This is a genomic window from Nonomuraea sp. B10E15 (assembly GCF_039871615.1).
In the GTDB taxonomy this organism is placed as follows: Bacteria; Actinomycetota; Actinomycetes; order Streptosporangiales; family Streptosporangiaceae; genus Nonomuraea.
Window position 1 is genome coordinate 1 of the sequence record NZ_JBDPMB010000016.1, and the last position, 14,289, is coordinate 14,289.

The 14,289-nt window shown below is 69.8% G+C and carries 14 protein-coding genes; 7 read left to right on the forward strand and 7 right to left on the reverse strand.

Annotated features, from left to right (window positions below; translation table 11 throughout):
- Positions 1-461: 461 nt before the first annotated feature.
- The gene (locus ABGB14_RS33795; protein WP_347647906.1) at positions 462-854 is read right to left on the reverse strand and encodes an ATP-binding protein; all 393 of its coding nucleotides are present in this window, start codon (positions 852-854) and stop codon (positions 462-464) included.
- Positions 855-1,072: 218 nt separating this feature from the next.
- Between ABGB14_RS33795 and ABGB14_RS33800 the strand changes: the two genes are divergently transcribed.
- Positions 1,073-1,900, forward strand: a complete 828-nt coding sequence (locus ABGB14_RS33800; RefSeq protein WP_347647907.1) for a helix-turn-helix transcriptional regulator — start codon at positions 1,073-1,075, stop codon at positions 1,898-1,900.
- Positions 1,887-2,111: a DUF397 domain-containing protein gene (locus tag ABGB14_RS33805; protein WP_347647908.1), complete on the forward strand. Its 225-nt coding sequence runs from the start codon at positions 1,887-1,889 to the stop codon at positions 2,109-2,111. Before ABGB14_RS33800 ends, ABGB14_RS33805 begins: the two co-directional genes overlap by 14 nt.
- Before the next feature lie 181 nt (positions 2,112-2,292).
- Here ABGB14_RS33805 and ABGB14_RS33810 read toward each other — a convergent pair whose 3' ends face one another.
- A complete protein-coding gene (locus ABGB14_RS33810; RefSeq protein WP_347648085.1) occupies positions 2,293-3,609 on the reverse strand; it encodes a hypothetical protein in 1,317 nt (438 codons plus the stop codon).
- 355 nt (positions 3,610-3,964) lie between these two features.
- On the opposite strand from ABGB14_RS33810, the gene ABGB14_RS33815 reads away from it, so the two are divergent.
- Both ABGB14_RS33815 and ABGB14_RS33820 read left to right on the forward strand, forming a co-directional pair.
- On the forward strand, positions 3,965-4,627 hold the full coding sequence (locus tag ABGB14_RS33815; RefSeq protein WP_347647909.1) for a response regulator transcription factor: 663 nt from the start codon (positions 3,965-3,967) through the stop codon (positions 4,625-4,627).
- Positions 4,624-5,763, forward strand: coding sequence for a HAMP domain-containing sensor histidine kinase (locus ABGB14_RS33820; RefSeq protein WP_347647910.1), 1,140 nt, complete (start codon positions 4,624-4,626; stop codon positions 5,761-5,763). Before ABGB14_RS33815 ends, ABGB14_RS33820 begins: the two co-directional genes overlap by 4 nt.
- A gap of 237 nt (positions 5,764-6,000) precedes the next feature.
- On the opposite strand, the gene ABGB14_RS33825 is transcribed toward ABGB14_RS33820, so the two are convergent.
- On the reverse strand, positions 6,001-7,191 hold the full coding sequence (locus ABGB14_RS33825; RefSeq protein ID WP_347647911.1) for a protein-L-isoaspartate(D-aspartate) O-methyltransferase: 1,191 nt from the start codon (positions 7,189-7,191) through the stop codon (positions 6,001-6,003).
- A complete protein-coding gene (locus ABGB14_RS33830; protein WP_347647912.1) occupies positions 7,191-7,325 on the reverse strand; it encodes a hypothetical protein in 135 nt (44 codons plus the stop codon). Before ABGB14_RS33830 ends, ABGB14_RS33825 begins: the two co-directional genes overlap by 1 nt.
- Positions 7,326-7,453: 128 nt before the next feature.
- On the opposite strand from ABGB14_RS33830, the gene ABGB14_RS33835 reads away from it, so the two are divergent.
- Entirely contained in the window at positions 7,454-8,467 is a 1,014-nt protein-coding gene (locus ABGB14_RS33835; protein ID WP_347647913.1) for an ABC transporter substrate-binding protein, read from the forward strand.
- A gap of 141 nt (positions 8,468-8,608) precedes the next feature.
- On the opposite strand, the gene ABGB14_RS33840 is transcribed toward ABGB14_RS33835, so the two are convergent.
- Positions 8,609-10,123: an N-acetylmuramoyl-L-alanine amidase gene (locus ABGB14_RS33840; protein WP_347647914.1), complete on the reverse strand. Its 1,515-nt coding sequence runs from the start codon at positions 10,121-10,123 to the stop codon at positions 8,609-8,611.
- 184 nt (positions 10,124-10,307) lie between these two features.
- On the opposite strand from ABGB14_RS33840, the gene ABGB14_RS33845 reads away from it, so the two are divergent.
- On the forward strand, positions 10,308-12,275 hold the full coding sequence (locus ABGB14_RS33845; RefSeq protein WP_347647915.1) for a family 10 glycosylhydrolase: 1,968 nt from the start codon (positions 10,308-10,310) through the stop codon (positions 12,273-12,275).
- A gap of 54 nt (positions 12,276-12,329) precedes the next feature.
- Positions 12,330-13,466, forward strand: coding sequence for a histidine kinase (locus ABGB14_RS33850; RefSeq protein WP_347647916.1), 1,137 nt, complete (start codon positions 12,330-12,332; stop codon positions 13,464-13,466).
- Between the two features lie 42 nt (positions 13,467-13,508).
- Here the strand turns inward: ABGB14_RS33850 and ABGB14_RS33855 are convergent, their stop codons facing one another.
- Positions 13,509-13,898: a YbaB/EbfC family nucleoid-associated protein gene (locus ABGB14_RS33855; RefSeq protein ID WP_347647917.1), complete on the reverse strand. Its 390-nt coding sequence runs from the start codon at positions 13,896-13,898 to the stop codon at positions 13,509-13,511.
- Positions 13,895-14,287 carry a YbaB/EbfC family nucleoid-associated protein gene (locus ABGB14_RS33860; RefSeq protein WP_347647918.1) on the reverse strand — a complete coding sequence of 131 codons (393 nt, stop codon included), beginning with the start codon at positions 14,285-14,287 and terminating at the stop codon, positions 13,895-13,897. The genes ABGB14_RS33855 and ABGB14_RS33860 overlap by 4 nt, the downstream gene beginning before the upstream one ends.
- Between the last annotated feature and the right edge of the window lie 2 nt (positions 14,288-14,289).

The following is a 14,289-nucleotide window of genomic DNA, read 5'->3' on the forward strand; positions in this document are numbered from 1 at the left end:
AAGAGTGCTCCTCGCTCTGGAAGGTTGTTGATCTCGACAATCCGTAATCTTCCAGATCAGGAGCACTCTTTGCTGTTCAACCGATCATCCGGTCTGAACTCTCACCAGCAGCCGTGAATCGCCGAGGCCTACAAGACGAGCGGCGCCTTCTGGCCTGCCCGATGCCCCCGCGGGTGGGCGGCGTGCGCAGCCGCGTCGTCCATCTGGCGACGGGCAACGCCGTCCTCGACGCGCTGCCGGCTCCGGCCAGGGAGGCGGTGCTGGTGCGCTTCCTGTCGGTCACCTACGGCCAGGCTCCCGGACACGGGATTCCTGCTCCAGATGTTTGTACAGTTCGGCCAGCGTCGCACCGCACCGCACGTTGGAAAGCCCGCCGTCCTGGGGCACCAGGACAGTGCGGAAGGCGATATAGCCGCCGCCGGCCCCTTCCATGATCGTCCAACCCTGGAATCTCCTGTCCGTCACGTCTCAGGCACGGCACCGGCAGTCGCCAGATCGGCCCAGACGACGCGGTGACCACCCCTGATGACGTACGTGCCGCATCGGGCGCTGAGCCCCGCCACAATGCCCAGCCCGCGCCCCGCCTCCTCCATGGACGCCTGGAGGGGCACGAAGCACGGCGCCGACGCCAGGGTGCCCGGGTCCATCACCTCCAGGCGTACGAACTTGGCACCGACCCCCAGCCGCAGCCTCACCCAGTCGCGCCCCGGCCCTTCCCGCACGTGCTGGATGACGTTGGCCGCCAACTCGGCGACGATCTGGAGCGCATCGGCCCGCACGGCGGCGGGAGCGTCGGCGAGCCACAGCCCGACCGCCTGGCGCGCCTGCCACGAGGTACGGCCCCCGCGACGCAACGTCGCCCCCCTCCAGAGGGATATGTCCGGTCTCTCCGGTGTGTAGCTTTTTGATCCCTGCGAAATCCTGAGCATGAGCCTGAATGCCTTTCTTGCGTCCTTGGACTCCTTCCCAGGGTGACCTCCGATCGCTAGGTTGTAATCAGCACATGACTGTCCGTGCTGGAACAGACCTGTGCAGCCATTGTCTGTGCGCATGCTTCGCGAAGGAGCCCGGCATGACCTTGGACGAGCAACTCCAACCCCCGCCCCCTGAAACACCCTCCTACGGCGTTGTGCTGAAGAATGCACGCACCGCCGCCGGCCTCTCCCAAGTGGCCCTGGGAAACATTCTCTCGTGCAGCGAAAGCCTTATCGGGCTGGTCGAGCGCGGCCAACGAAAACCGACCAAAAGCTTCACCATCGCGGTCGAATCCGCCCTCGGGCTGAACGGCGACCTCTTCCGGCTCCTGCCCAACACCCGGGTCATGTCCGTGCCGAAGTGGTTCAGCGAGTGGCCGGCCGTGGAAGAGAACGCCCACACAATTCGCACGTGGCAACCGCTCGTGGTTCCCGGCCTTCTCCAGACTCCGCGCTACGCCCGAGCCATCCTCGCCGCCGAACCAGGAGCCACCGAACAGTGGGTTGAGGAGGCCGTGGAGACACGGCTACGACGGCAGTCAGTGTTCGAGCGCACCGATCCGCCCATGTATTGGGCCTTGCTCGACGAATGCGTTCTCCTCCGGCCCGTCGGCGGGAAAGAAGTCATGCGGGAGCAGTTGGAGCACCTGCTGGCGATGGCGGAACGCCCCAACATCTCGATCCAGGTCGTGCCACTGGACGTAGGGGCCACAGCGGGTCTGCTGGGAGGCTTTTCTCTCGCCCGAAGCGAAGGCATACCAGACCACATCTCACTCGAAGACGCCGCACTCGGCTCCGTAACCGCTCACGAGGAGGCCGTGCGGCGCGTTAGTGTCAGATATGACGCTATTCACAAATGGGCACATCCCATCCACATGAGTCAGCGACTGATACGCGAGGTGACGGCACGGTATGAAGATCAGTGACGAACTCGACGCCGAACTCGAAGTCGCTCAGTGGATCAAATCCACGCTGTCGGGCTCAAGCGGCGGCGACTGCCTCTATGCGGCCAGCTTGAGCGGCGACCGATACGCGATCCGCGACTCCGAGCAACCCGACGTTCCGCCCATGATCCTGCGCGGCGACGTCTTCCGCGCCTTCATCGGCGGCGCCAAACTCGGCGAATTCGACTTCTGACCCCAGCACCAGGCTCCAGCTCGTGGCACCGCGGTGGTCATCCAGTGAGAGCATCCGGATGCGGGCCCCGACGAAACGGCCCGCATCCATTTCTACGCCCGCAGCGAAGAGACGCACGACCTGCTCGACGTGGTCACCAACGCTCCCCTCTCCGGCCCCGGACAGGACGTCGGCCATTCCTTCAGGGGAGCGGAGACTGACGTGAAGCTTTCCTGCGGTGTACAGCCATCGCCGTCCCGAGGGCGAGGGCGGCATATCCGCAGGCCACGGTCAAACCTGCCCACGGCGGGAGCGGGTAATAGCCCCCGAGCAGTGACTGGTCCACGTCCACATGCGCGAACGTGGGAACGCTCTGCGTGATCGCGAACCCGGCGGCAGGGGTGATCGCCAGCAGCCATGGCACCAAACCCGCGGTCGCCACCAGGTAAGGCACGACGACCAGCGCGACGGCCAGCCCGACGGCGACCACGGCCCGCCTGACCAGCGCGGCGAGGCCCACAGCCAGCACCGCGGCGACCGCGGTCAGCACCGCGTAGCCGACCGCCACCCGCAGCCCGGTGGCCAGGGTGATCGGCTGGATCGGGTTCTGGTTGGCACGCAACATCGCCAGACCGACAGGAACCACCACCCCCGAGGTCACCAGCCCCGCCGCGAACGCGACCGCGCCGACCACCACGGCCTTGGCCGCCAGCACCCACTCCGGATGCGGCCCGCCCGGCGGACCGGCCCCGATCAGCCCGCGCCCGCGTTGCGCCGTGACGAACGTGACCGCCACCACGAGCACCGGGATCAACCCCACAACCCCGCCGGTCAGCATCAGATCAGCCCGCAGACCACCCTCCACCGGAGCGGGCCCGATGTCACCGACCCCCGTCACCATGAACTTGCCACCGGACTCGACAACCCCGCCCGGGTGATGCGGGGTCACGCCATCGGACTCCAGGGAAACGCCGACGTCGTCACGCCGCCACGAACCGTTCGCACCCTGCAACGCGACCTGGTCGAAGGTGGCGGTGACCTCGGCGAAGGCTTCCGCCCTCTCCCACAACACGCCTGGCGAGGCGGCGAACAACCCGATCTCCACCGTCTCCGCCAACCCCGTCAGCTTGACCGTGCCGACCTCGGCCCACGCCTTGCCGTCATCTGACTCATAGCCGGTGACGGTGTCGCCCGACCTGGTCAGCCGCAACCACTGCGGGCCATTGTGAGGACCACCGGCCACGTCATGGATGTAGTTGTGCTGCATCCGCACGCCGTGAGCTCCGGTGAGCATGACAGCCGCGTACGGCGAGCCCTGCCGAAGACTCTGCCTGAGCAGGAGCCCGGCCTTAGCCCACGGCACCACCCCCTCCTTGACGTTGCGCACCCCCGGTACGGCGTCCGGCATCCGCATCTGCCCGGTCATGTCCGACACACGGGCGACGATGCCGCCGTCCCCCTTGAGCGGCTGGTGCACGAAGTAGTACCTGTCGTTGACCGCCGTACCATCAGGTCCCACCAAAGGCGCAGGGCAGGGACCCTCCCCCTTCCCCGTCGCACACGTACTGCGCGCGCCCCCGGCGATCAGCAATCCGAGCGACACGGCAGCCAGCACAGAGGCCACCATGGTGCACAACCAGCCCCGCGAAGAGCGAAACGTGGCCCACTCCCCGCGCAGCAACGCGGAGAGATCGGCCCACCGGCGAGATCGGTTCGGTGTGAATGAACTCATGCCGACGGTTGTACGCGGCACCCGGTTCCAGCACGGTCGCAGCGGCTGCGACCCGGCTGGAACCTGGGATCTGGCATCGTCAGAGCATGGCACCTCGACCCGGCGGCAGGTTCGGCCGCACGATGACCGGCGGTGAGGGGCGGTGAGGGTCCTCGTCGTCGAGGACTTCGAGGTCCTCGCCCGCTCCATCGGAACCGGGCTGCGCCGCGAGGGCATGGCCGTCGACGTCGTCCTGGACGGGACCGCCGCCCTCGACCGCCTGGCCGCCACCCGCTACGACGTGGTAATCCTCGACCGCGACCTGCCCGGCGTCCACGGGGACGAAATCTGCCGGCGACTCGCCCACGGCCGCTGTGAGACCCGCGTCCTGATGCTCACCGCCTCCGGGACGATCGAGGACCGCGTCGACGGGCTCAGCCTCGGCGCCGACGACTACCTGCCCAAGCCCTTCGCGTTCGCCGAACTGGTCGCCCGCGTCCGTGCCCTGGCCCGCCGCGCCACCCCGCCGCTGCCACCCACCCTGGCATGCGGGGACATCACCCTCGATCCGGCTCGCCGTATCGCCTTCCGGGCCGGCCGGCGCCTTGAGCTGAGCCCCCGGGAGTTCGCCCTGCTCGAATGCCTGCTCGCCGTACCCGGCCTGGTCATCTCCGCCGAGGAACTGCTCGAACGCGTCTGGGACGAGGCCGCCGACCCCTTCAGCAGCGCCGTCAAGCACACCATGCACCGGCTACGGGCCAAGCTCGGCGACCCGCCCGTGATCGAGACCGTCCGCGAGGGCGGCTACCGCATCGGACCGTCATGACCACCCAGACGCTCACCAGAAGGCCCCTGCAGAAGCGGCTCGCGCTCGCCTACGCGGCGGGCATCTACGCCGCCGGGACCTTCGTGCTCATATTCGTCAACGTCCCGCTGGCCAGCGTCCAGGAGACCATGCCCGCAGGCCCCGCCTCATCCGGCACGGTCATCGAAACCGGGCCCGGACCCGGGATCAGCCTGCCCCAGCTCCTCACCGGATCCGCCGTCGCCCTGGTCGTACTGATTCCCGTCGCCCTGGCTCTCGGCTGGTACGTCGCCGGCCGCTTCCTGCACCCGCTGCGCGCCATCACCACCACCGCCCAGAGCATCTCCGCCGGAGACCTCCACCGGCGCCTCGACCTCGGCGAGCCCACGGACGAGCTGACCGAACTCGGCCACACCCTCGACGACCTGTTCGCCCGCTTGCAAGCCTCCTTCGACGCCCAACGCCACTTCGTCGCCAACGCCTCCCACGAACTGCGCACCCCACTCGCCGGCCTGCGCACCCTCCTCGAAGTCGCCCTCACCGACCCCGACGCCGACGCCGAGGCCCTGCGCTCGGTCTGCCGGGAGGCCCTCGCTCTGGGCGAACACCAGGAGCGACTCGTCCAAGCGCTGCTCGCCCTGGCCACCAGCGAGCGCGGCGTCACCCGCTGGGACACTCTCGACCTCGCCCATGTCGTCGAAGGAGTGCTCACCTCCCGCCGCGCCCAGGCCACGGAGCGAGACATCGACCTCGCCGAACACCTCGCGCCCGCGGTGACGGCCGGGGACCCGAGACTGATCGAAAGCCTCGTCGCCAACCTCATCGACAACGCCATCCGCCACAACCACCCGGACGGGCACGTAGAGATCACCACCCGGATCTCCGGCACGGAGGCGACCCTCACGGTCACCAACACCGGACCGGACATCACCGGCGACCAGATCCAGCGGCTCTTTCAGCCCTTCCAGAAACTGGCGCCCGATCGTCACGGCCGCAGCGACGGCTACGGCCTCGGCCTCGCCATCGTCAACGCCGTCGCGCAAGCCCACCACGCCACCCTCACCACCAGCGCCCGCCCCGAAGGCGGCCTGTCCATCACCGTGCGTCTGCGCTCCCCGGAAGCCGCCCGCCGCTCAACGTACGGCGCGACCTCCTGACCCCAGAAGCAACATACAAAACGGAGCCGGAGCCGGGACGGACATCGTCGTGACAGCCCTGGAGCCCGCGATCTTCGCCGCCGCCGACCTCATGCATGTCCCGATCGAGAAGAGGGCCGGCTGACACAGCCTGCACGACGAACAGCACGCCTGCAACCAACTCCTGCGCACAAGCCAAAGCGGCCCGCGGGCTTGCACTTTCCGCACCCGCCGCTCATCGCTCAGAGCTCAGGTCCTTCACCTTGGCGACCAGCTCCTGTTTGCCCGCTTCCACACCTGTGCCACCACGCGGTCCGGGGAGTCGAGCCAGAGGTGGTGTTCCTCGGGTGTGACCGTCATGCCGAACCGGTCGCGCCCCGGCTCGCCCCAGCTCACCCACCGGAAATAGGCGTCCACGACCTCGTCCCACAGAGCCCGCGCACCCACCTGGAACACCTTGTACCGCGCGGTGTCCGGACGCCAGTCCGCCGCCGCCCAGGAGTACGGCTCGGCGGGGTCGGACACCCACAACCGGTACAGATCGCCGTCCTCGTCCGGCGCGCCGCTGCCGTTGGAGGTCAGGCCGGTCAGTGCCGCGATGGCCAGATCGGCACCGGCGGGAGCATGAGCGATGGTGCGCGGGTCGATGCGCGTGGTCAGGTGGTGTTTGTCCTCAGGGCCGCGCGGCGGACGGTCATGGATGCCGCGTTGTGAGCGCATCAGCATGTACGAGGCGAACCCGGGGAAACGGCCGATCGCCGTACCGTCAGGCATGGTCACGAGCCGCAACGCGTGGCCTGTGCCGAACCCCGGGCAGTACGGCAGCACGAGCACCGCGCCCGGCCGTGACTGCTCCACCCAGGCGTACGGAACGGTCCGGACCCCGCACGTGACGTGGATCCGGTCGAACGGCGCCTGCTGCGGGCACCCGGCGGCGCCGTCACCGATGACCAGATGCGGCTGGGCACCGGCGGCGGCGAGGTTCTTGGCCGCCTGTCCGGCGACGGCGGAGTCCACCTCGACCGTGCTCACATCCCCGTGGGCACCGACCAGATGAGACAGCAGGGCAGCGGTCCATCCGGTGCCGGTGCCGATCTCGAGCACCCGGTGGCCGGGGCAGGGGTCCAGCAGGTTCAGCAGGTGGGCGACCGTGCTAGGAGCGGACGCCGAGGCCGTGTAGTCACCTTCCATTTCGCGCAGGTCTGTGCCGCCGTCGTCGAGCTGGGTGACGATGCTGGTGTCGGAGTAGACGATGTCCCACCAGGTTCTGGGATCGGCGTCGCGGTCGATCAGGACCGCGGTGCCGGTTCTGCGGGGTGAGATGAGACCGACGTCAGGGATGAACAGGTGACGGGGCACCGCGCGGACCGCTTGCTTGACAACATTTCTGATGTCCCCGAGTGGGTCGAGGTCGGCGATCAACGACTCCATCCGCGCGGTGAGGTCCACTACTTCTTGCCGCCTTCGCCCTCACCGTGCTGGCCGGAGCCTGTCCTGTTCTCGTCGTCGTTGCTGCCCTGACCTCCCCGCTTGGGGTCGAGCGGCGTGTCCTTGGGGCTGTCGGGGTCCTCGTGTCGGCCCACGGATGTTCTCCCTTTACTCGCGCCGAATGCTCCTTGTCATCGTATGGTCACGTAATGAATTGAGGGAGAGGCATTTCCGCTGGCCACCTGTCACTTCGCGGGGACCCCCAGGGTTACATGATGGATAGATGACGTCGCAGGTCATCGGGGTTCCGCTAGCGCTGACCGGGAGGTTCGCCCGGTTCGGTGAGCAGGCCAGGCTGGGGCTGGAGGTCTGGCGGGCGGCCGCAGACGGTGTGGAACTCGTCGTCGAGGACGATCGCAGCGATCCTGACGTGCTGGAGCGGGTGTTGCGAGGGCTGGCCGGCCGGTGCGATCTGCTGCTGGGGCCGTACTCCACGCATCTCATGCGCAGGGCGGGGCGGGTCGCGGCAGAGCTGGACCTGCTGGTGTGGAATCACGGCGGGGCGGGTGACGACGTGCAGGGCGCGCATCCCGGGCATGTCGTGTCGGTCCTGGCGCCCGCAAGCGCGTACGCGGAGCCGTTCGTGCGGCGACTGGCCGAGGAGGGCGAGCGCGACCGGTTGTGGGTCGTGCCGGGCAAGGGCAGTTTCGGACGGCAGGTGGCGGCGGGCGCCGAGCGGGCCGCGAACGAGCGCGGCATCCCGGTGATCGTGGCCGAACCCGGTGCCGCGTTGCCCGTTGGCGGGTCGTGGAACCTGCTGTGCTGCGGGTCCTTCGAGGAAGACGTCGAGGTGTTGCGGCGAGCCTCGAACCCGCGGATGGTCTGCGCCGTGGCGGCGGGCGTGCGGGCATTCGGGGAGGCGGTCGGCGATCCGTACGGGATCTACGGGATCGGGCAGTGGTTCCCGAGCGAGGGCGAAGCGGACAGCAGGGACAGGGCAACCGTCGAGAGCGAAGCGAGTTGCGAACGGGAAGCGGCCGTCGGGATGTCGGAGCGGGAGTTCGTGACCACCTACCGGGAGCGGGCCGGGGTGGTGCCCGACTATGTAGCCGTGCAGGCGGTGGCCGCCGCCGTCGTCGCGACCCACTGCGCCATGCTGGCCGGGAGCACCGGGCGTGCAGCGTTGTGGGGCGTTGCCACCGCTCTGGAGACCACGACGCTGTTGGGAGCCTTTCGCGTCGACCCGGGCAGCGGGGCACAGGTCGGGCATCGGGCCGCGCTCACCCGCTGGCCGTAGCGGGCCCAGCGATCGGCCGGCCGTAGCGGGTGACCGGTCGTGGGGCGAAAGGGGTTGTGGGGGGGCCGGCCCGCCGTGAAGGGCGGGCCGGCCCGCGTACGGCTCGTGCCCCCGCCAGAGTGGGCACGAACCGCACGGCTTTCAGCTCCGGCTGATCCGTACCGCGTCGGCGATGACGTAGCCGGTGCCCGAGGTCCACCGGCTCACGCCCACGACGTTGTAGGTGCCGGCGTTGAGCGAGAAGGATCCGATGCTGCGCCAGGATCCGCCGCCGGATCTCTGGTCGACGTAGACGGTCTGGTTGCCGCTCGATGTCGCCACGATGTACGGCGCCGAGCTGTTGTATCCGGCGTCGGACGGATACCAGACCTCCACGTGGTACGTGCCCGCGCTGGGGATGGTGGCCGAGTACCAGGCCGGGTCGCTGGAGGAGACCGGGTCGGCGAAGCGGTAGTCGGCGCCGTGGCGCTGGCTGGAGTAGGTGGAGGTGCCCCAGTTGGCGCTGGCGGAGAACTGGCCGGAGGTGGCGTTGTCGACGGTCGTCGTCCACGACGGCGGGTCGTCACCACCGGTCACGTAGTTCATGTACGTGGTCCAGTTCCAGTGCCTGCCCGGGTCGGTGTGGGTGGCGCCGGGCACCTCGTTGTGCCCGATGATGCCGGTCCGGGTCTTGGGGATGCCGTACTTGTCGCAGAGGTGGCGCGTCAAGGCGGCGGAGGCCCGGTACATGGCGTCGGTGAACCAGGAGGCGTCGTCGACCCAGCCTTCGTGCTCGATGCCGATCGAGCGGGTGTTGTAGGACCAGTTGCCCGCGTGCCAGGCGACGTCCTTGTCGCGCACCATCTGGGTGATGGCACCGTTGGACGACTTGACCACGTAGTGGGCGGAGACGTTGGCGCTGGGGTTCTGGAACCAGGAGATGGTGCCGGCGTACGAGCCCTGGGTGACGTGGATGACCACCCGGTCGATGTTGTAGCTCGATTCCCGGCTGGAGGCGGTGTAGTTGCCGGAGTTGGCCGCGACCCAGGCGGCCGGCGGGTAGTCGGTGCTGGCCACGGCGCGCGCGTTGAGGTCGCGGGCGTTGGCGAGGTCGCCGCGGTCGGCGGTGACCTCCTGCGGCTTGACCTGCACGCCACGGATGTCGATGCCGAGGCCCAGCCCTTCGTAGACGGCGTCGGCGTACAGGCGGGCGAGCTCGGGTGAGGTCGCGTTGCCGTACTTGGCCACGGCCTGGTACCAGCGGCCGATGTCCTTCCTGGCCGTCTCGTCGAGGCCGAGCTTGTCGGCGTGGGCTCGCAGGACGGCGGCGCCGCCGAGGATGTTGGCCTCGTCGTCGGCGCGCAGCTTGTCGACCGGGAGCTTGGTGAGCTCTGCGGCCTGTTCGAGCGAGTGGTTGGTGGGGTTGCTGACCAGGTGCATCACGCCGTAGCCATTGCTGGCGCTGGGCTCGCCGCCGTGCCCGTCGAGGTGGGTCTCGGCGTAGGCGAGGGCGACGAGGAGGTCGCGGGGCACGTCGTGTTCGGCGGCGGCGCGGTCGAACGCGGCGGCGAGCGGGTTCTCCTCGGCCGTGGCGACGGCGGGCTGACCTGCGACGATGAGCAGGACGGCGAGGAGGGAGGTGGCGAGGGCGGCTAATCGCGTGCGGGCGAGAGTCATGGGTGCTCCTCGTTGAGGGTAACGGGGGCACGGTACGACACCTTCCTGACTAATGTCGATAATTGACATTACTTCCCGGTTAAGTGAAACTTTTCGCCCCACCTTTCCGGGAGGCGAGGGGCTCGTGAGATTGGGCCCCTGAAAACTATTGCGCTTTCAACGAGTGGCGCTGAAACTTCCTTTCGTGACCGCGCTCCTGCGTACCGTCCTGGCGGCGCTCACCGCCGCACTCGTCAGCATCGTGGCCCCCGTCCCAGCGCCTGAAGCCATGGCAGCCACCGCGTCAGCCGACTGCGCGACCGACCCCGCGACCCCGAAGCGCCAGCTCAGGGCCATGTGGATCTCCTCGGTCGCGAACATCGACTGGCCGAGCCGCACCGGGCTGAGCGTGTCGGCGCAGCAGGCGGAGTTCCGGGCCTGGCTCGACCTGGCCGTACGCAAGCGCATGAACGCCGTGATCGTGCAGATCAGGCCGACGGCCGACGCCTTCTGGCCGTCGCCCCACGAGCCGTGGTCGCAGTGGCTGACCGGCACCCAGGGCCGCGACCCCGGCTACGACCCGCTGGCGTTCATGGTGAACGAGGCACACGCCCGCAACCTGGAGTTCCACGCCTGGTTCAACCCGTACCGGATCGCCAACCACGACGACCCGAACAGGCTGGTCTCCACGCACCCCGCGCGCACGAACCCCGGCTGGCGCTTCGCCTACGGCGGCAAGCTCTACTACAACCCGGGCATCCCGGAGGTCCGCGCCTTCATCGAGAACGCGATCATGGACGCCGTCTCCCGCTACGACGTGGACGGCGTGCACCTCGACGACTACTTCTACCCCTATCCGGTGAGCGGCCAGACCATCCCCGACGCCGCCACGTACGACAGGTACGGCGCCGGGTTCGCCACCATCGGCGACTGGCGGCGCAACAACGTCAACCTCCTCGTACGCGAGCTCGACCAGCGAATCCACGCCGCCAAGCCGCACGTCTCGTTCGGCATCAGCCCGTTCGGCATCTGGCGCAACGCCGGCACCGACCCGCTCGGCTCGCGCACCTCGGGCCTGCAGTCCTACGACGCGATCTACGCCGACAGCCGCGAATGGGTCAAGCAGGGCTGGGTCGACTACATCTCGCCGCAGATCTACTGGCACATCGGGTTCTCCACCGCCGCGTACGAGGTGCTCACCGCCTGGTGGTCGGACGTCGTACGCGGCACCGGCGTGCAGCTCGTCGTCGGCCAGGCCGCCTACCGGGCGGGCGCGTCCGGGGAGGCCGCCGCCTGGCAGGACCCGGCCGAGCTGAGCGACCACCTGCACGACAACAGGAAACACCCCGAAGTGGTCGGCGACGTGTTCTTCAGCGCCAAGGACGTCAGAGCCGACAGGATCGGCGCGTTCACCCGGGTCGTCGACGCCCACTACACCAGGCCCGCGCTCCTGCCCGCGCGCGGCTCGGGCAGCGCGCCGGGCGCGCCGTCGATCACCTCGGCCGCGCGCGCCTCGGACGGCGTCCGGCTGGCCTGGACGGGCTCGGGCACCGCGTACGCGGTGTACCGGGTGGACGGGGCGCGGTCCGCGGCCGACCCGTGCTTCTTCGCCGACGCCCGCAACCTCGTCACGACGACCCGGCAGACCACGTTCACGGACACGACCGCCGGCGGCTCGGCCTACACCTACTACGTGAGCGCGCTCAACCGCACCCACCAGGAAAGCACGCCGAGCGCGGGCCGGGTCGTGGAGGCGGGCGGCGGCACGTTCAGCGTCGTCGTCGACAACGCCGGCTCCGGCTTCACCGCCAGCACGAACTGGGGCACCTCCTCCTTCTCCGGGCAGCTGCACGGCACCGACTACCGCTTCGCCCAGCCGGTGTCGGCCAGCGACCCCGCCTGGTTCCGTGCGGCCATCCCCAGCGCGGGAACCTACCGGGTCGAGGTGTGGTATCCGTCCGATCCCGGCTACAACAGCGCGACCCCGTACATCGTGGCGGCCTCAGGCGGCAACCGAACGGTCTCCGTCGACCAGCGCTCGGGGGGCGGGCAATGGCGGGTGCTCGGGACGTACACGCTGGCGGCCGGCACCTACGACGTGGTCGGCGTGAGCCGCTGGACACCCGCCACGGGATACGTGATCGCCGACGCGGTCCGCATCACCAGGGCGTGACCGGTCGTGCGCTGAGGGGTGGGCACGCCAGTCCCGCGAACGTACGATGAGCCGGTGGACGGAGCCCGCCCGCGGCCGATCGACGCGATCGCGGTCATCGTCGCAGCAGTCCTGACCGCGGCGACCGGCTACCAGGGTCTGGTGCTGGCGCTTCTGATGGCGCCGGCGCTGTCGCTGCTCTGGATGCGCAGGGTCCCGCTCACGGTCGCGTGGATCAGCGCGGGCACGGCGCTCGCCCTGCCGGTGCTCCTCGTGTTCGCGGCGCCCGCCGCGGTCCCGCCCGCGGGCGCGCCGTTCTGGCCGCCCACGGCCGCGTTCGCCGCTTACGGCGCGATGGCGTTCGCCGGAAACCGGCCCAGTGATCGGCCCGGTGATCGGCCCGGCGACCGGCTTACTGATCGGCACCCCGGGGCCGCGCAGTGGTTGCCGGTGATCGTCCTGGCCCTCGCCGTGCTGGCGCTGCCCCACCAGATGCCCCTCGTCCTGCGTACCGAGACGGTGATCGCACTCGCGGTCATGTACGGGATGTACACCGCCGCCCGGGCCCGGATCCGGCGCGGGCAGGCCGAACGGGCCGAGCGGATCGAGCGCGAACGGCTGGCGGGCGAGATGCACGACGTGGTCACCTATCGCGTGAGCCGGATGGTGTTGCAGGCCGGGATGCTGGCCATGAGCGCGCCCGACGAGCGGGTGCGGACGGCGGCCGAGGAACTGCGGGCGACGGGCTGCGAGGCGCTGGACGAGCTGCGCCACATGGTGGCGCTGCTGCGGCGCACGTCGGGAGAGGGCTTCGACCTGGGGTTGCCGCTGCCCGACCTGCGACCGCTGATCACCGAGTCGGCCTGCGCGGGGGTGCCCGTCGAGCTGGCGGTGACCGGCACGCCCGCGCCGGTGCCAGGCGTGGTGGGGCGGGCGGCGTACCTGCTGGTGCAGGAGGCGCTGACGAACGTGCGCAAGCACGCGCCCGGCGCGGACGCGCGGGTGCAGGTGAGCTACCGGCCGGGAGCGGTACGGCTGAGCGTGCGCAACACTCCCGGCAGGCCGGACGCCTGGGTCGCCGTCAGCGACCCCGGCATGGGCCTGCTCGACCTGTGCCGGCACGTGGAGCTGGCCGGCGGCACCATGGAGATCGGCCAGGACGCCGACGGCGGCTTCCGCGTCGAGGCGTCCTTCCCCACGTCACGACCGTGACCGTCAGGCCCGGTCGTCCCGTGCGCCACCGGCCGTGACCCGTCAGTCCCAGCCGGCCAGGGCCTGTTCGAGCTCGGCCCGGACGGCCACGGGGTCGTAGCCGGGGATGGCCTCGCGCAGCACCTCGTCGGTCTGCCGCTCGGCGTCGGCGCACGCCGCACCGATCGCCGCGAGCACCTCGTCGGCCAGGTCTCTGCTGCCCAGCCGCATGGCGCGGGGGTCGAACGTGACGTCGAGGACGCGGCCCTCCTGGTCGACCGACGCCGTCACGTGTCGCGACGGCCCCTTTCCGGTGCCGACGATCTTGTCGAGGTCGTTCTGCGCGGCCTCCATCCTGGCCATGAGCTGGTCGCCCTGCCGCACGGGCGCGTCGACGTCCTCCTCGTCGCCGAAGGGCTGGTCGAAGCCGTACACGTTCCGCCTCCCGTTCACGAAAGAAGGTCGCGGGCCGCCTGCTCGACCCGGTCGCGGACGAACGTCTCGTCGAGCGGCTTGGGCAGCGCGTCGGCGCGTTCCGATGCCTCGTCCGCTATCTCCCGCGCCTGGCGCGCGGCCTCCTCCTGCGCGGCGCGCAGCACCGCCGTCACCTGGCCGCCGAGCGCCCGCTCGCCCTGCCGCAGCGCCCGCGGGTCGATGCGCAGGCGCGTCACCCTTCCGTGCCCGTCGGCGGCCGCATCGATCAGCCCGTCCCTGCTCTCCGCCCGGCCCTGTACCTGACCGATCGCGGCCTGAGCGGCTTTGATGCCGCGGATGACCTCCCGGCTCTTCTCGACGTACCGGGCCACGAACTCCGCGTCGTCCTCCGGTGCTGGTGGGCGCATGT